Annotated in this window: 14 protein-coding genes and 1 pseudogene; 7 read left to right on the top strand and 8 right to left on the bottom strand. The window is 70.5% G+C overall.

Translation table 11 applies throughout. The features are described from left to right. Positions 1–1527 precede the first annotated feature (1527 nt). Positions 1528–2015: pseudogene (locus M1L60_RS48255) on the top strand (YfbM family protein). A 222-nt stretch (positions 2016–2237) separates the two neighbouring features. Further along, positions 2238–2393 (top strand): hypothetical protein, encoded by a 156-nt coding sequence (locus tag M1L60_RS12130; RefSeq protein ID WP_215788393.1) that lies wholly within the window; start codon positions 2238–2240, stop codon positions 2391–2393. A 192-nt stretch (positions 2394–2585) separates the two neighbouring features. Here the strand turns inward: M1L60_RS12130 and M1L60_RS12125 are convergent, their stop codons facing one another. Further along, positions 2586–3011, bottom strand: a complete 426-nt coding sequence (locus tag M1L60_RS12125; RefSeq protein WP_253237475.1) for a hypothetical protein — start codon at positions 3009–3011, stop codon at positions 2586–2588. A 173-nt stretch (positions 3012–3184) separates the two neighbouring features. Here M1L60_RS12125 and M1L60_RS12120 point away from each other — a divergent pair, with 173 nt between their 5' ends. Continuing rightward, positions 3185–3517, top strand: coding sequence for a DUF2256 domain-containing protein (locus M1L60_RS12120; RefSeq protein ID WP_253237474.1), 333 nt, complete (start codon positions 3185–3187; stop codon positions 3515–3517). Positions 3518–3771: 254 nt separating this feature from the next. Here the strand turns inward: M1L60_RS12120 and M1L60_RS12115 are convergent, their stop codons facing one another. Next, complete coding sequence (locus tag M1L60_RS12115) at positions 3772–4485, bottom strand: TetR/AcrR family transcriptional regulator C-terminal domain-containing protein (protein WP_253237473.1); 714 nt, start codon at positions 4483–4485, stop codon at positions 3772–3774. An 818-nt stretch (positions 4486–5303) separates the two neighbouring features. On the opposite strand from M1L60_RS12115, the gene M1L60_RS12110 reads away from it, so the two are divergent. Continuing rightward, positions 5304–5564, top strand: a complete 261-nt coding sequence (locus M1L60_RS12110; RefSeq protein WP_253237472.1) for a hypothetical protein — start codon at positions 5304–5306, stop codon at positions 5562–5564. Positions 5565–5857: 293 nt separating this feature from the next. On the opposite strand, the gene M1L60_RS12105 is transcribed toward M1L60_RS12110, so the two are convergent. After that, the gene (locus M1L60_RS12105; protein ID WP_253237471.1) at positions 5858–6334 is read right to left on the bottom strand and encodes a hypothetical protein; all 477 of its coding nucleotides are present in this window, start codon (positions 6332–6334) and stop codon (positions 5858–5860) included. Between the two features lie 103 nt (positions 6335–6437). Beyond that, entirely contained in the window at positions 6438–7433 is a 996-nt protein-coding gene (locus M1L60_RS12100; protein WP_253237470.1) for a LacI family DNA-binding transcriptional regulator, read from the bottom strand. Between the two features lie 33 nt (positions 7434–7466). Between M1L60_RS12100 and M1L60_RS12095 the strand changes: the two genes are divergently transcribed. After that, positions 7467–9842, top strand: coding sequence for a beta-glucosidase family protein (locus M1L60_RS12095; RefSeq protein WP_253237469.1), 2376 nt, complete (start codon positions 7467–7469; stop codon positions 9840–9842). A gap of 34 nt (positions 9843–9876) precedes the next feature. Continuing rightward, positions 9877–10572 carry an FHA domain-containing protein gene (locus tag M1L60_RS12090; RefSeq protein ID WP_253237468.1) on the top strand — a complete coding sequence of 232 codons (696 nt, stop codon included), beginning with the start codon at positions 9877–9879 and terminating at the stop codon, positions 10570–10572. Here M1L60_RS12090 and M1L60_RS12085 read toward each other — a convergent pair. From M1L60_RS12085 to M1L60_RS12070, 4 genes are all read right to left on the bottom strand, one after another. Further along, positions 10530–11567: a hypothetical protein gene (locus M1L60_RS12085; RefSeq protein ID WP_253237467.1), complete on the bottom strand. Its 1038-nt coding sequence runs from the start codon at positions 11565–11567 to the stop codon at positions 10530–10532. The genes M1L60_RS12090 and M1L60_RS12085 overlap by 43 nt on opposite strands. After that, positions 11564–12085, bottom strand: coding sequence for an RNA polymerase sigma factor (locus tag M1L60_RS12080; RefSeq protein ID WP_253237466.1), 522 nt, complete (start codon positions 12083–12085; stop codon positions 11564–11566). Before M1L60_RS12080 ends, M1L60_RS12085 begins: the two co-directional genes overlap by 4 nt. 606 nt (positions 12086–12691) lie before the next feature. Then, a complete protein-coding gene (locus tag M1L60_RS12075; RefSeq protein WP_253237465.1) occupies positions 12692–14074 on the bottom strand; it encodes an MFS transporter in 1383 nt (460 codons plus the stop codon). 27 nt (positions 14075–14101) lie between these two features. Continuing rightward, the gene (locus M1L60_RS12070; RefSeq protein WP_253237464.1) at positions 14102–15901 is read right to left on the bottom strand and encodes a LamG-like jellyroll fold domain-containing protein; all 1800 of its coding nucleotides are present in this window, start codon (positions 15899–15901) and stop codon (positions 14102–14104) included. A gap of 99 nt (positions 15902–16000) precedes the next feature. Between M1L60_RS12070 and M1L60_RS12065 the strand changes: the two genes are divergently transcribed. Further along, positions 16001–17118: serine/threonine-protein kinase (locus M1L60_RS12065; RefSeq protein ID WP_253237463.1), on the top strand; the 1118-nt coding region annotated here is incomplete at its 3' end.

Genomic DNA, 17118 nt, shown 5'->3' with positions numbered 1-17118 from the left:
CCGGTGGTGGAATTCCGGTATAGGGCAGGCCTCCCAAGAGCAGTCTTCTGCCGGTCGACAGCAGGCGTCCTGTTGTTGACGCAGTTCGATGTCCGTTTGGTGTGCTGGTGGGACCGTCGTCGGTGGTGCTGTGACGCCCTCGATGGTGTCGGTTGGTGGGGTGTCAGGCCGGGATGCTGTTGCTGGGCGAGTCGGTCAGGCACCGCAATGTCAGCGCGGCCTGCACCTCCGGCGGCCGCGTGGCGCCGGGCGTGGGCCGATCAACAGGCGCTGGGTTATGCGGTTGCGGCCTGGCCGGTTGTGATCGACCGGCTGGCTCCCGCGGGTGAGCGGGTGATGCGTGACCGGTCGCTGCCGGCGAATCGGCTGATGCCGGCCGGACGACCCGTATCCGTGCGGCGACCGGTTGTGGCCGGTCGAGGGCAGGCGCCGTCCGTCTCGCCCCTGTCACCGACATCTCCGCGGCGACCAGGCCCGATACGCCCACGGCCCCCAGCACCGCCACCGGCGTCGCCGCGACGACCAGGCCCGATCTGCCCGCAGCCCCCCACACCGCCACCGGCATTACCGCGGTGACCAGACCCGATCTGCTCGCGGTTCCCAGCGCTGCCACCGGCGTTGCCTCGGGCACCAGGCCCGATCTGCCCGCAGCCCCCAGCGCTACCACCGGCGTTGCCTCGGACACCAGGCCCGATCTGCCCGCAGCCCCCAGCGCTACCACCGGCGTTGCCGCGGTGGCCAGGCCCGATGTGTCGGGTGTCTCCGTCTCTGGTGGCGGTGTCGTGGCGGTGTTTTGGCCCGATTCGTTGGCTATGGCTTTTGTGTCTGCCGGGTGTGGCGTCTTGGTCTGAGCGTGGCTGCTGTGCGGGACAGGCTCTGCCACAGCAGCGCGATCTGCGGGCAGTGCGTGATCAACGGGCGGGGGCCGGTCGGCTGGGTCCGTGGCGGTGGGCGGGTGTTGCGGACCGGCCGGTGCACCGCCACGGGGCACCGGGTGGGTGGCACTGGTTTGGTGATCCCAGATCAGCGGTGGTATCGGATCTGCCGGATCATGCAGTCCCAGCGCTCCGCATTCCCGCGAACAACCGTGCAATCGGCACAGCTTTGTTGCGTGCCGTCTTTTCAGCCCCCAGTTCCGGCGGCGCGCATGATCGCGGCGGAATTCTTCTTTGTCCGGCGAATAACGGCGCGACCGGGTCCGATCCCGCCAGGCCGTGATCTCCGACCGGGAGAACAAACTCAATTGCGCCATGCACTATTATCCCGAACCCGGGCCGCGACACGCCAAACAAAATCCGTGCCAGTTCTGGAAAGTGCGGGAAAGCGGAGCAGGAAGTCCGGTAACCGGGAAACGCGGCCCTCAAGCCGAACACTCGCGTAAGACTTATCGAGCGCGCACATCTGCCGCCGTCAGTGCGTACCTCATCGGCTTCCTCAGGTGGGGTGAGGTAGGTGCTCCCGTCGGCCACTGCACGTGTTGGGTTGAATTGGTGACGCGGCGCGAGCGTTGGCTTCTAGGATCTTGGCATGTTGGGAGTTCACTACGCGGTCACGGCGAATCAGGAAAACGCGCTGCTCACGGCCGACGACGATGCGGCCGGTGAACTCATCGAGGAGCTTGAGGAGTCGTGGTCGGACGACAAGCTGAAGGTCGACACCGACAAGGCCTGGGACGCCGTCCACCGCAGCCTGGGCGACGGCACTCTCGAGCCGGAGAGCGCCGGCTACCCGCTGTCGCACGCGGTGCCCGGAGGGCGGCACCTGCACTCAGCGCCGCGGAGTCCAAGGATGTCGCAGCCGCGCTCCTGAACGTCGATCGAGGCCGGCTGCGTCGCCGCTTCGACGCCATCGGCGACACTGACTATTCTGGCGCCCTCGACGATGCTGACTATTCTGGCGCCCTCGACGATGCTGACTTCGAGTACACCTGGGACAACTTCGTCGATGTTCAGGCCTTCCATCAGAGAGCTGCCGCCGCCGGGCGAGCCGTGATCTTCACCGCCATGCAGGTGTGATCTGGCTGACGTTGGTGCGCTTTCTGCCTTGCCCGTTCAGGAGACCTGGCGCCGGGCCACGCCTGGCCTCTCGGCAGCGCCGTTGTGGCAGGCCTGATTGCAGTCAGGCTCGAAGGACCGCAGCGACGGCACGGGGGTAAACGATCGATCGGGATTGACTTTTGGGTGTGCTGGGTACATGGCGGTCGGCGGGAGACGCCCGCCGACGAAAGGGAGCAAGTCATGCTGGTTCTGGGACTCATCCTCTTGCTCTTGGGCATCTTCCTGAGCGTGCCGATTCTCTACACGATCGGCATCATTCTCCTGGTAGTGGGCGCAGCGCTCTGGATCCTCGGCGCCATCGGCCGCCCGGTCGGCGGTCGAAAAGTCTGGTTCTAGGCTTCCGGTCGGACCACGCTGAAAGGGGCGTCCCACCTCCCAGTGGGCGCCCTTTCGCATGCTCGCAGTTGCTCATGATCTGAAGATCGGACTGTTTGTGGCGCTGCGACGCACTCTCATACCGCCGAGATGCGGGCGAAGCGGTCACAGGACCGCGCTGCTGGAACGGTGAGAGCGGCGCGGCGGGCTCTGTCAGATCGGCTCGGGCCGGTTGGGTGTGGTCGTCATTCCGCCGTCTCCCAAGCCTCGATAGTTGGCTGCCCGTCGCTTGTTGACGGCGTCCAACGCGATCAAGGCCGCCCATAGGAGTATCTGGGACGCGGGCAAAGCGACCTTGCCGCCGGTGAACGCCACACCGATGAGGACCGCGATCGAGAGGACCAGCATCGTCGCGAAGAAGTACGGGGCCCAGTGAACCCGCGGGGTGCTCCGCAGAATGCGGCGGGCCAACTGGTCGATCCTGGCATCGTCAGTGTGGCCGTCCCGGATCGCCCGGCGGACAGCACGACGCGTCTCGCGGTCCTCGCCCGGCAGCTGGCCGAACCCGATGTCGCCGCGGCGCAGCTGCACGACCGCTACGACCAATCCGATCAGGATCAGACTGACGCCGGACAGCAAGAGAACGTCACCCATAAGATCACCCCTCAGGGACGTCGTCGTACCCGTACCGCCGCCCGCCCATGCCACGTGGAGCGCGTCGGCGAAAGGCCTACGAGCCCGATGCGCGCCCGCCCACCTGAGCGAAGCCGCGTCAGCGGCTGGCGTCGGCCGGTTTGGCTATCCTCGGCTTCGTGGCTCCTCCGGAATCCAAGACCTGTGCTTCGTGCGGACGAACGATCACCTGGCGCAAGGCCTGGGCCGCCGACTGGGACGAAGTCCGGTGGTGCAGCGGCGCGTGCCGCCGGCGCGGATATCGCGATGCCGACCGGGATCTGGAGGCTCGGATTCTGGCGTGGGTTGACCGCAAGCGGCGTTTTCCGCTCACCGACATCGACGGCGAACGAGAGGACGTCCGGCGGGCCGCCCGTCGGCTGGCGGCGGCCGGGCGGGTTCGATGGCTCCAGAACGGACACCCGGTTGATCCGAGCACCGCACGCGGGAACGTCGACATCAGCAGGCCGTAACGCGCGGCTTCGGCGTGCGAGGCTCACTCAATTTCCGCATGGCAGGCGCTGATCTGGTCGGGGCCACAGCGAAAGCTCCCCCGGGGCACCTGCAGCACTTCGACCTGGCTCGGAGCCGGATCACAGCGCAAATCGCCGAGGAACAAGAACGCCGGATCGGCATCGCCCTGGCCCTGGTCTGCCTTTCTCGCCCGACCGGGCAGCTGCTCACAAGTTCATGCCGCGAGGAGCCGGTTGGTCTCTGCTGGAGGCAGTCAGGCGTCGCGGTGAGGCAGGCCGGCGAGAATCGCATCGAGGCCACGGTCGAACAGGTCGTCGTCGTTCCAGCGGCCGGTGTCCAGATGACCGGAGGCGTTGATGACGGGATAGGCCGCCGAGTCTCGCGTGATGTGACGCCGGGCGATGTCCGATGTTCGCGGATCGGCGCCCTGGCGGGAGACTCCCTCGGTCAGCGCCGCGCCGATGACGTAGTTCGCCAGCAGGCGGGTCGAAACCGCCAGATCGAGGTCGGTGAGGCCACCGCGCACCAGAGCCGACTGCAGATATTCGGTACGGGCGAGGACGCGGGGACCCAGGACGGGCCGGCCGATCAGGCTCGGCGCCCACGGGTGCCGAAGCATGACAGCTCGCCAGTTCCGCACCAGGCGACGGACGTCGCCACGCCAGTCGGCCGTCGAGTCAGGGATCGGCACTTCGCCGAAGATGTGGTCGAGTGCCAGGTCGAGGACGTCTTCCTTGATGCGCACGTGCCAGTACAGGGCGGTGGCGGTGACGTCCATGCCCTCGGCCAGGCGCCGCATGGTCAGACCGTTGACGCCATGCTGATCGAGTAGCTTCACGGCCTCGTTCACGATGCGTTCCCGGGTCAGCGGCGAAGGTCGAGACGGGGACGCCTCATCGCGCAACCAGATCGAGATGATCTCGTCGGCGCGACGCTCGTCCGGTGTCTTCGACCCTGCTGCCTTCACGCTGCGAGCCTACTCAACCGCGTCGCTGACTTAACGCTGATAATCTGATGTAACGCCGTTAAGTTGAGAGCGAGGGGGTGAACCCATGCCACTGGTGCGCATTCAATTGGAATGCAACCGAACGACTGCCCGCCAGGTGATGGACCTGCATCGCGCGGACAAGATTCACCATGGGTCCAGGGAGGAAGCGCGGGCCGAGGTCTGGCGGCGGGGGTGGACGCCGGCCGGGGAACCGGTCTTCGTCGGCGTCACCAACGGACAACCTGTTCGGCTTCTGTACGACGTAGAGGTCTACTCGGACACAACGTCTTGACGTCAGCCGCGGTCGCTCATCCGGCCCGGAGGCACGCAACGCCTGGACGGGATGGCTGTCACAGGTCGCGCATATGAGGCTTCGAGGGGATTCCGAGGTGGTGCCGACGCTGTGGCGAGGTGGGCGGGCTTGGGTGTGGGGCGACCGTTCGCAGCCGAGGGAAGAGGGCGTCGTGCGCATTGCCGGATCTCAGGAGTATCGCCGGGTGGCGGGGCTGCTCGTGGCTTCCGCGGCCGTTGTGCTCGCCGCCGCTTGTGGTGGCGGCTCCGACTCGCCGGGGACCGGTGGTGACAACGCGGACGGTGGGCGGAGCAGCGCGTTCAGCGCCTACACCGACTGCCTTCGGCAGAACGGGGTCACGATCGCGATGCCGTCGGGCGGGCCTCGGGCGCGGCCGTCCGGCGGGCCTGATGGGGCCGGATTCCCGTCCGGTGGGCCTGATATGCCGCGGCCTTCGGGCAGTGCGGGTTTTCGGAACGGGGGCGGTGGGTTCCCGGGCGGGGGCATGTTCGCCAAGCCGGAAGGTGTTGACGACTCGACCTGGCAGAAGGCGCAGGAGGCATGCTCGTCCCTGCGGCCCTCGGGACGGCCCGGTGGCGGCAACGGCAACCGGGGCGACGGGCGGAACGCCGCCTTCGAGAACTGCCTCAAGGAGAACGGCGTCGCCGATCCGTCCAAGCTGGACACCAATGATGCTGCGACCGAGAAGGCGGTCGAGACCTGTCAGGTGCTTCGGCCCACGGCCGGCGCCACGCCGACCGCTTGAGAGCTCCGCGCCGACGTTGCCGTGACCCCCGTGGCGGCAGCGTCGGCGCGGCAACGGATTCCGTGCCGTCCGCGCCCGCGCGCCCCCACGCGGCGCGGGCGGCACGGATCAGCGTTCCACCGGCCCGGCAGGGCCTTGGTGATCTCGGCGAGCAAGCGGCCGGAGACGACGGCCGGAAAGGCCGACCCGACGGCGGGAAAGGCCGACCCGACGGCGGGCGACGCCGGCAAGGACGGGAAACATCGACGCCTGCCGGGCGATGGGGTGGCAGCGCTGGAGGGATCGCGCCGCGGTCAGTAGCGGCGGGTTTGTTCGTTGAGTTGCGACCAGCGGGTCGCGCGGTCGCGGCGGCGGCAGGCGACCAGGTGGCCGGCCAGGATGGCGGGCTGGCCGCCGCGGACGCAGGCGTCGGCGCCGGCGGTGAGGACGCCGGCCACGATTTCGGCGGGGGCCTCCTCGTCGACCAGGGCGACGATCATCGAGCGGCGGGGCAGCACCCGGCGGGCCGTTTCGACGTCGCGGATGGTGCCCGCGGCGATCAGCACGATCTCTTCGGCGCCGATGTCGTCGAGGCCGGCTGCGCGGCGCAGGGTCCAGCCGGACGGCAGGTGCGTGGACAGGCCGGCGACCCGGCCGGGGTGGCCCAGGTAGGCCACGGCGGGGCGGGGGCCGGCGACCGTGGCGGGCAGGCCCGCCGGGTTGATCGGCAGGTCGGTCGCGGTGGCGGTGAAGTCGTGGTGGCCGGTGTTGCTGTTCAGCGAAACGAGCATGAGCGCTCATCCCCCTTTCGGCGGGCTTTCGGTTGCCCCTTCACTGTTCGCCCGCCGCCTGAGGTGCCCATGTGCCCTCGCTGTGAGGTAGCTGTCCAGAGCGCTACGCCGACTCGCGGGAGACGACGCGGACTATGTCGGCCGCGGGCAGGGTCGGGGCGGCCCGGCTGTTCATCGCGGCCACCACCGTGGCGGCCAGGTGGGCGGCCACCACAGCCTGGTCGGTGGTCACCGTGGTCAGCGGCGGGTCGGCCAGCCGGGCCGGCACGATGTCGTCGACGCCCATCACCGCCAGCTCCCCGGGGACGGCGACCCCGGCCCGGCGGGCGCCGGCCAGGATCGCCAGTGCCACCTCGTCGTTATACGCGCACACGGCAGTCACCCCGGTCGCCTGCCACCTCCGTACGGCCTCGGACGCGGCTGCCGGGTCGAGCGGAACCGTCAGTCCGACCGGCGTCGGCAGACGCCGGGCCGCGCACGCACCGCGAACTCCGGCCAGCCGCGGTTCGGCGAAGAAACGTACGCGGGGATCGTCGGGATAGGCGTAACCGAGCCGGCTGTGCCCGGCCTGGGCCAGATGCTCGGCCTGCCGGCGCCCGACCAGCTCTTGCGGCACGGCCAGTTCGCGGCCCCGGTCGCGGCGGGACAGGGCCACCACCAGCGAGACCCCGGCCGAGCGCATCGCGGCCATCTCGGCGTCCGAGAATCCGGTGTACGCGATGACGGCCGCGGGGGTGATCGCCTTCCACAGCTCGGCGATCGGCCGGTCCTCGCGGTTGCCGGGGTGCACGACGAGGGTGAGGCCGTGCCGGGCCAGCGCGGTCGACAGGTGGCCCAGGTTGGAGCCGACCTCGGGGCCGATGGGCCAGTCCGGCAGCAGGCACAGCACCACGTCGGAACGGCCGGTGCGCAGTGTGCGGGCGGCCGCCGACGGCGCGTAGCCGAGCTGGGCGGCGGCGTCGCGGACCCGGTCGCGGGTGCCGGCCGAGATGGTCTGGCGGGGCGTGTCGTTGAGGACGTAGCTGACCGTGGCGCGGGAGACCCCGGCCAGGCGGGCGACGTCCGCGCTGGTGACTCGTTTGGTGGTTGAGTCGGCCATGACAACCAAACTTACACGTGTAACCATGGGGGCATGACGTCCGACCTCGCCGCCCTCGTCAAATCGCTCGACCTGCGAGCCAAGGTGCGTCTGCTCACCGGCGCCTCGACATTCACGCTGGCCGATGAGCCGTCGATCGGGCTGCACGCGATGAGCTTCTCCGACGGCCCCACCGGCGTCCGCGGGCTGAAGTTCACCGGCGGCCGGGTGGCCACCCTCTTCCCCAACGCCACGCTGCTGGCCTCGGCCTGGGACGAGCAGAGCGCGTACGAGGTCGGCCGGTTGCTCGCCGAGGAGGCGCTGGCCCAGCGGATCCACGTCGTGCTCGGCCCGACGATCAACCTGCATCGCACGGCGCTGGGCGGGCGGCTCTTCGAGGCGTACTCGGAAGATCCGCTGCTCACCGGCAAACTGGCCGCCGCTTATGTACGGGGGATGCAGGACAACGGGGTCGGCGCCTGCCTCAAACACCTGGTCGCCAACGAGAGCGAGACCGACCGCAACACCGTCGACTCCGTCGTCGACGACAAGACGCTGCACGAGCTGTACCTGCTGCCGTTCGAGATCGCGGTCGACGACGCCGACGCGTGGTCGATCATGGGCGCCTACAACGACGTCAACGGCGTGGCCTCGACCGAGAACGACCACATCAACAACGAGGTGGTCAAGGGCGCCTGGGGTTACCAGGGCCTGATCATGTCGGACTGGTTCGCCACCAAGACGGTCGCGCCGGCCGCCAACGGCGGGCTCGACCTGGTGATGCCGGGGCCGGGCGGGCCGTGGGGCGACGCGCTGGTCGCGGCCGTCGAAGCGGGCGAGGTCGACGAGGCGGTGATCGACGACCACGTGACGCGGCTGCTGCGGCTGGCCGAGCGGGTGGGCGCCCTCGGCACCCCGCGCGAGTACCCGGCCGACCTGCCGGTTCCCAGTTCCCTCGTACGCCGGGAGCAGTTGACCCGGCTGGCCGCGCGCGGCATGACCGTGCTCAAGAACGACCACGACCTGCTGCCGCTGGACAGCTCGACCGCGGTGGCGCTGATCGGGCGGCACGCCGTCGACACGATCACCATGGGTGGCGGTTCGGCCGTCGTGAACCCGCCGTACCAGGTCAGCGTGGCCGAAGGGCTGGGCGCGCGCCTCGGCAACCGGGTCACCGTGATCGACGGCGTGGACGTGCGCACCCGGCCCGTACCCGCTCGGGGTGGTTTTCTCACGGCGCCCTCGAACGGGCAGCCGGGCATCGACGTCATCCTGTACGACGCCGCGGGCGGCGAGCTCGAGCGGCGTTTCTGCGCCCTGGCCAAGACCATGATCGGCATGGACGACGACTTCACCGGAACGGTCGCCTCGGCCCGGCTCGTGGCCGACGTGCACAGCGACGGGCCGGCCGAGCTGGGCGTGATGGGCGTCGGCGACTGGACGCTGTCCGACGGCAGGGCGTTCCCGCTGCGCGCCTCGGGCCACGGCATCGGCGAGGAGGTGCTGACCCCGCCCACCCGCACCGTCGTGCCCTCGTCCGCTCCGAGCCGGTTCGAAGCCGAAGTCAAGATCAACGACATGGGCCTGTACGGGTTGATCGGCCACGCGGCGGCGCGCGAGACGGTCGACGTGATCGACGACGCCGTGCGCGCGGCCGCGGGCGCCGACGTGGCCGTGGTCGTGGTCGGCCTGACCGAGGAGCAAGAGACGGAATCGGTCGACAAGACCACGCTGCGCCTCCCCGGCGCCCAGGACGCGCTGGTCGAGGCGGTGGCCGGAGCGGCCCGGCGTACGGTCGTGATCGTCAACGCGGCCACGCCGGTGCTCATGCCGTGGCTGCCGCGGGTCGACGCCGTGCTCTGGGCCGGCCTGCCCGGTCAGGAGGGTGGGCACGCCGTGGCCGCGGCCCTGCTCGGCGACATCGAACCGGCCGGACGCCTGGTCACGACGTTCCCCGCGGCCGACGAAGCCGCCCCGGCCTGGTCGGTCACCCCGGTCGAGGGCCGATTGGCGTACGACGAGGGCACCTTCATCGGCTACCGCGGCCACTTCGCGGCCCGGGCCCCCGAGCCGGCGTTCTGGCTGGGCCACGGCCTCGGCTACGGCGAGTGGCGGTACACCGACGTGCGGCTGGTGACCGGGGACGCGCCGTCGGTCTCGGTGACCGTGACCAACGTCGGGCGGCACGAGAGCCGCGAGGTCGTGCAGGTCTACCTGCGGCCGGTCGAGCCGGACGAACCCGTACGCCTGGTCGGCTGGACGGCCGTGACCGTCGAGCCCGGCCAGTCGGCCCGGGTCACCGTGCGGACCGATCGCCGTCTCTGGCGCCGATGGGACACCACCGCCCAAACCTGGTCGGACCGGCTCGCCGACGGCGGCGAATTCCTGGTGGCCCGGGGACTGGGCGACATCCGGGCGACAGTCTCCTGATCGTGGCGGCGCCCGCCTGGCATACTCGGCTGCCGTGACAGCTGCGCCCGAACGTGTGGGGCTCGAGAGTCTCGAGCCATCCGGTGCGGTGCGCCCGAACGACATCCTGGACGCGATGCGCCGCGAGGCCGAACGGCACAAGGCGCTGCTGGCGGGCGGCCGCACGATGGTGCCCAACCACTACACGGTCGGGCTGTCGGCCTACGACCACCGCCGCTGGGCCCCGCACGCCGCCCAGCTGGCGCAAGAGCTGGCCACCCACCAGGCGGCGCTGATCGCCGAGCAGGCCTGGATCGTCTACGGCGACATCTCGGTCGAGGTCTTCCAGGGCGACGACCTCGACACCGGCACGTTCCGGGTGGCCGCCCTGCTCGAACCCGACCCGCCGCCCCCGCGCCCGGCGCCGGCCCCCGACGACGCGGTGGCCACGCTGGTCAGCGCCGAGGGCCAGGCCTGGGGGCTGCCGTCGGGCCTGACCGTGCTGGGCCGCGACCGCGAGGCCGGCGTGCGCCTGCGCGACCCCGGTGTGTCCCGCCGGCACCTGATCGTCGAGGTCCACGACGACCGGATCACGCTGACCGACCTCGGCTCGCACAACGGCACCCGGGTCAACGGGCACCCCATCGCCACGGTCGACCTGCGCCCGGGCGACACGATCGAGGTCGGCGGCACGGTCCTCACCCTCGGTCACGGCCGCTCCCCGATGTTCTCGACCAGGCCGAAGCGGTAGAGGTCGCGCCGCACCAGGTCAGGGTCGACGCGGGCCGGGGCCGACCGGCTGGGAACCGTCTCCACCGGCCACGTCGCGGCGGGGTCGGCCAGCCGCACCTGGGTGCCGGCGACGAAGCCGGTGGCCGGATCGATCAGCAGGTCGTAATTCTTGTCCTCGCCGAGGTAACCGGCGAAGGCCCCGGCCGGCGTGGCGAAGCGGACGATCACCAACCGGCGACCGTCCACCCCCGTTTCGCCGACGCTGACCGGGAGCCCCGCCAGCACCTGGTAGAGCGCGACCCGCCGCTCCACCGGAATGAGCGCGTCGAGCACCGCCAGCTCGTAGATCGCGCCCCAGACCTGGTCGTCCTCGGGTACCGCGGTGTCGGTCGTGATCCGGTCGATCAAATCGCGCCGGGCCGCGGCCGGTTCGGTCGGACCGTCGACAAAATCGGTCAGTTCGAGCAGCGGCCGCTCGCTCGGCGGCCGGGTGCGAAAGCTGTCCTTCGCGTTCTCGGACACCCAGGCCTCGGGCGTGGGCCCGGCCACCGGCCCACCCTCGACCGATCCGACGAAGGCCGCGGTCGCGGGCTCGATCCAGCTCTCGGTGCGTTTTTCGTACGCCTGCCCGTCGACGGCGTCACGCTCGACGCACCGGCCGTCCTGATAGATGAGCTGCCCGGCCCGCGGGCGGTAGGGCGTGGCGTCGGCGGCCGCGGCGATCAGCCGGTCGAAGACCCGCCGCACGACCGCCGGGTCCGACGACACCGGATGCGGCTGCGAGATGGTGCGCGGCCGCAGGAAGTACAGCCCGGCCCCGACCACCAGCAGCACCGCCGCGGCCGCCGCCACCGGCACCCAGAACCGCCGCATCATCGGCCCCCAGGCGAGCCGACGGGGCGCGGGCCGCGCGAACACCCGCTGCCGCACCCGGGCCAGCGCCTCGTCCGACGGTTCGACGATCCCCGGTGGCAGGTCGCGCACGGCGACCAGATCGTGGTCCATGGGTTTCATCGCGCACCGTCCTTGCCGAGAGCCGCCCGCACCTTGGCCCGAGCCCGGTGCAACGCCGACTGGACCGACCCGAGCGGGATCCCGAGCGCCGCCGCGATCTCGGCGTACTCCAGTTCCGCCACGGCGAAAAGCATCAGCACGTCCCGCTGGCGGGCCGGCAGCTTCGCGAGTACGGCCGACAGCCGCGCCACCGACCGCTCCGCGTCGACCCGCTGCGCCGCCGCCTCGTCGTGCCCCGCGTCGTCCCCCGCCACGGCCCGCATGTTGTCGCGCAGGGCCTGGATCTCGGCCCGCCGATGCCGCCGCAACAGATTGGTCGCGATGCCGTACAGCCAGGGCAGCCACTCCCCCCGCTCGGGATCGAAGCGCTCCCGCCGCTCATGCGCGACCAGGAACGTCTCGGCCACCACATCCTCGGCGAGCTGGGCCCCCACCCGCCGCGTGCAATAGCGCAACAGCTCCCGGGCATGTCTCTCGAACAGCCCCGCAAGCTCATCGGGCGGCGCAACGGCCCGCATCGGCGTCATACCCGTACTTGTCGATTCACGACAGTCATGTTCCCGCAGGAATCACATTCGGGGCTTCGATCTTTCCGGGCCGGACGATGACGACCGAGCATCGTGGACAGACGCCACGCCGACCACCCTCGCCGTCGGCGGACTGACCACCTTGTCACGAGCCTGCTCGACCGGACACGGCGGCCCTCACACTCGCGATCCTGACCGCCGGCATCGCCTTGCTGATCCGCTTCCTCTCCGACTCGACTGCCGTCTCGCCGCCGATCGTCTCCCGCTCCGGGCGCAAGTTTGATCTGTTCGTTCGGAGGCGCAGTCCGGACGCAGGTCGCACCGGGGAAACTCGATCACGAGGACGGCATCGCGGAGCCGCGGTGTGACGTTCTGGCGAGCCACTGTCAGGCCGTCAGCGCGCTCGTCCTCAGGGGCGAGCAGCGGTAGCGCCACAGCGGCGTTGTCGAGCATCTCGGTGAGCCGAACTTGCCGGGGCTGGCCGGTCGAGCAGGATGTCCTTCGCCTCGCGCCACAGCGGAGTGCAATGCCGGCGAAGACGTGGGTGGCGCGGTATGCGGCCGAGTGGTGGTCGAGATGGGCGGCGGCTCAGAACGGTCAGGTCTGCGAGCGGCCGGCGACGACGTTTCCGGCGGTGGCGGGGAGGCGGATCGCTTCGATGGCGGGGATTACCAGCAGTGCTGCCAGGGCCAGGAAGGCGAAGCGGAAGCGGGGTTCGGCGGTGTCGGTGAAGGTGGCGCCGAGGCGTACGAGAAGGGCGCCGCAGGCCACGCCCAGGCCGGCGCCCAGTTCCTGGATGGTCGAGTTCAGGGTGTTGGCGCTGGTCAGGCGGGCCGGTGGGACGTCGGCGAAGGCGACCGTGTTGTACGTGGTGAAGCCGATCGAGCGGAAGACGCCACTCAGGGCCAGCACCGGCAGGATCACTGCCAGCGGGGTCTCGTCGGTCAGGGCGGCCAGGGCCAGCAGGCAGGCGGCGGAAGCCAGGACGGCGCCGAACATCACCGTGCGCATGCCGAAGCGGCGCATCAGGGGAGTTGTCAGCGGCTTGATGCCTATGTTGCCGGCGAACAGGGCGATCACCGCCAGGCCGGCCTGGGCCGCGGTCCAGCCGAAGGCCAGTTGGAAAAGCAGGGGGAGCAGGAACGGGATCGCGTTGATGACGGCTCGGAAGACCGAGCCGCCCAGGGCGGTCACCCGGTAGGTGTGTACGCGCAGGATGGTCAGGTCGACCAGCGGGTTCTCGGTGCGCCGCAGGTAGCGGACGGTGACGATCAGGGTGGTGGCGGCGACTACGAGCAGGGCGGTCGCCAGGGGCCAGTGGGGGCGCTGCTCGGCCACGCCCTCGAGACCGGCCACCAGGGCGGCGGTGCCCGTGGCGACCAGCAGGAAACCGCGCCAGTCGAGCTTGCGTGGGGTGTCGGCGCGCATGTCGGGGACGAGGCGGCGGGCCAGGGGCAGGGCCAGCAGGCCGAGCGGGACGTTGATGAGGAAGATCAGGCGCCACGAGGCGTAGGTGCTGAGGATGCCGCCGAGCGCGGGCGCGATCAACGGGGCCGTGAGCGCCGGCCACGTCAGATACGCGATGGCTCGTACTAAATCAGATTTTGCGGTTGTTCTTATGACCACCAGGCGGCCGACCGGGACCATCAGGGCGCCGCCGATGCCCTGCAGCACGCGGGTGCTGACCAGCATCGGCAGGTTGACCGCCAGGGCGCAACCCACCGAGGCCAGCGTGAAAATGATGAGCGCGGCGGTGAAGACGCGGCGGGCGCCGAAACGTTCGGCCAGCCAGCCGCTGATCGGGATGAACACGGCCAGGGTGAGCAGGTAGGCCGTGATCGCCACGTTGACCGTGACCGGCGGCACCCCGAGGTCCTCGGCTATGTGGGGCGCCGCCGGGGCGATCACCGTGGCGTCGAGGATCTCCATGAAGAAGGCCCCGGCGATCAGCAGCGCGAGACCCCGGGCCTTCCTGTCCATCCTCCGATCATCGGCCCTGCGACAAGATCAGCGGTAGTGACCGCCGGGCAGGAACTGCTCGGGGCGCAGCGCGCGGGAAGTGATCCGGACGTCGCCGATCCAGCCGTAGAAGCCCTGCCCGTACTTGAGGTCGAACGACGTCGCCCCGATCACGAACGGACGGCCGAGGGTGGCGATGCCGCGGGCGGGCTGGGTCGGGTTACGGGCGATCTTGGAGCCGTTGATGTGCACGATCGAGCGTTTGCCGTCGTTGACGACCGCCAGGTGCTGCCAGACGCCGGTCGGCATGGCGTGGCTCCACGACGTCGGGTTGTGATCGCCGACCTCGGAGTAGAGCACGTACTGCAGGAAACGCTCGCCCGACACGTTCAGGCTGCACGTGGGCTCCAGGTCCGACCAGCCGCTGTGCTTGCCCGCGTCGCCGGCCCGGCCCTCCCAGCTCAGGATGCCCATCCAGGCGTGGTCGCCGACGAACGGCTCGGGCAGCTTGATGAACGCCTCGATCGTGTAGCCGTCGAGGAACTTGGCCGTGGTGATCGGGGCGCCGGCCGCCGTCCGCAGGATCGCGCCGCGGTCGGGGCCCTTGCCGCCGTCGAAGCGCAGGCTGGCGTGGGCGGGGGCGCCGACGTGGTGCTCGTTGCTCACCGTGAGCGTCTGGTCGGTGCTGTTCGCGAGACGCCGTACGGTGAGATGGTTGCCCTTGCCGCTGAGATCGCGGACCGTGGCGCCGTCGGCGACCGACTGGCCCGGCGTGTCGAAACGCCAATAGGCGGCGGTGTGCCGGTCGACCACCTGCGCGGCCGGACGCGGGGCCGGCTTCTTGACCGGGAAGCGCGCGTCGAAGTCGAACTCGAGGCTGAACCGGTCGACGTCGCCGGTCAGCTCGATCGTCTCGGCCTCGAGCGGGGTCCGCTTCTGAGGGTCGCGGGCCAGGAACCACGGCGCGAACGTCTCGACGTCGATCCGGTTGCGTACCAGGTCGAAGTGGTAGAGCCGGATCATGCCGGCGCCGCCGTAGTAGCGGTCCTGGTAGTTGGTGATGTGGACGTGCACGTCGCGGCCGGCGTCGTTCTTGAGCACAGCGCGCCCGGGCGGCCAGTAGTGCCCGTTCAACGTCAGGAAGATCTGGTCGTTGCCCTTGATCAGCCGGTCCCACAGCCGTTGGCCATTACCCGAGAGGTACGCCTGTCCGCCGTCATCGGCGTAGGCCAGGTCGTGGGTCGTGACGATCGTCGGCGTCTTCGGATGCTGGTTGATCAAGCTTTGCGCCCACTCGAGGCCGCTGTCCGAGATGCGCCAGTCGAGGGCCAGGATCAGCCATTTCCGGTCGGCCGCCTCGAGCAGGTGGGCGCTGTTGTAGCCGTCCTTCGAGGCGCCCAGGAAGGTCTTCGACCTGCGCTGGCGCTGCGGACCGAACTGCGACAGGTACGCGCTGGGCCCGCGCTGGTCGTCCTTCGAGCCGTCGATGTCGTGGTTGCCGGCCAGCACGCTGTACGGCAGCTTGCCGTCGATCCGGGTGAACGTCTGCCCGGCCAGCCCGATCTCGTGCTCGGTGCCGTGCTCGGTGACGTCACCCAGATGGGTCAGGAAGGCGATGTTGTCCTCGGTCCGCCGCTCCAGCAGGTAGTCGAACGTCTCGCGCAGGGGCGCCGGGTCGGAGCTGTCCGCGTCGAACAGGTACTGGGTGTCGGGCAGCACCGCGACCGCGAAGCGGGGGCTGTCGTTGTCGAACCCTTTGCTGGTGGCGTGCGCGGGCGCGGCCCCCGGCAGGACGAGGGTCGCGGCGGGGGCGGCGACGGCCGCTCGAAGAAGATTCCTACGTTCCACGCCCGTCAATATGTCGGGCCCACCGCAACATCAGGCGGCGTCGATGCGAAGCTTGAGTGATCTTCCGGGGGTCACCGGAGCACCCTAAGCTGTGCGGTCATGCTGCAGATCGGCTTCAGGCTGGGCGACCGCTACCGGCTGGTGGACCGCATCGGCGCCGGGGGCATGGGCGAGGTGTGGCGCGGCGTCGACGAGGTGCTCGGGCGGCCGATCGCGGTCAAGGCGATGCTGCCCGCGGTGGCCGACGACCCCGACTTCGCCCAGCGGTTCCTGGCCGAGGCGACGGCGATGGCCCGGGTCAACCACCCGGCGGTGGCGTCGATCCACGACTACGGCCGCAGCCACGACGTGACCTATCTGGTGATGGAATTCGTCGAGGGTGAGTCGCTGGCCCAGGCGCTGGCCCGGTCGGGGCGGCTGACGCCGGAGCAGACCATGCGGGTGATCGCGCAGGCCGCCGACGGGCTGCAGGCCATCCACGACCAGGGCATCGTGCACCGCGACATCAAACCGGCCAACCTGCTCATCCGCCGCGACGGGGCCGTGCTGATCACCGACTTCGGCATCGCCCGGCACGACGACGCGAGCCGGTTGACCGCCTCCGGCGCGATATTGGGTACGCCGAGCTACCTCTCACCCGAGCAAGTGCTGGGCCAAGCGGCGACGGGGCTGAGCGACGTCTATTCGCTGGGGCTGACGGCGTACGAATGCCTGGCCGGGCAGCGCCCGTTCGAGGGCGACAACCCGTACGCGGTGGCGTTGCAGCGGCTGCAGGCCGCGCCCCGCACCATCGGGGTGCAGTTGCCGGCGCCGATCCTGGGGGTGGTCGAGCGGGCCCTGGCCACCGATCCGGCGCACCGCTGGCCGAGCGCGGCCGCCCTGGCCGCCGCAGCCCGCGCGGCCACCGGCCCGACCTCATCGGCATGGCCCGCCCAGTCCCCATCGGGCCTGCCGCCCGGCGCCCGCCACTCCTTCACGCCGCCACCCGGCCCGCACCCCCCTGCGTCGGCGCCTGCCCCTCGCTCCCCCGCGTCGCCGCCCGGCCAGCACTCCTTCACGCCGCCGCCCGGCCCGCACTCCCCCGCGTCGCAGCCTGCCCCGCATTCCCCCGCGTCGCCGCCCGGCCAGCACTCCTTCACACCGCCGCCCGGCCCGCACTCCCCCGCGTCGCAGCCTGCCCCGCATTCCCCCGCGTCGCCGCCCGGCCAGCACTCCTT

This window comes from Paractinoplanes aksuensis, assembly GCF_024137025.1.
In the GTDB taxonomy this organism is placed as follows: Bacteria; Actinomycetota; Actinomycetes; order Mycobacteriales; family Micromonosporaceae; genus Actinoplanes; species Actinoplanes aksuensis.
The sequence above is the reverse complement of the archived record's forward strand: the minus strand, read 5'-3'. Positions and strand labels throughout refer to the sequence as shown.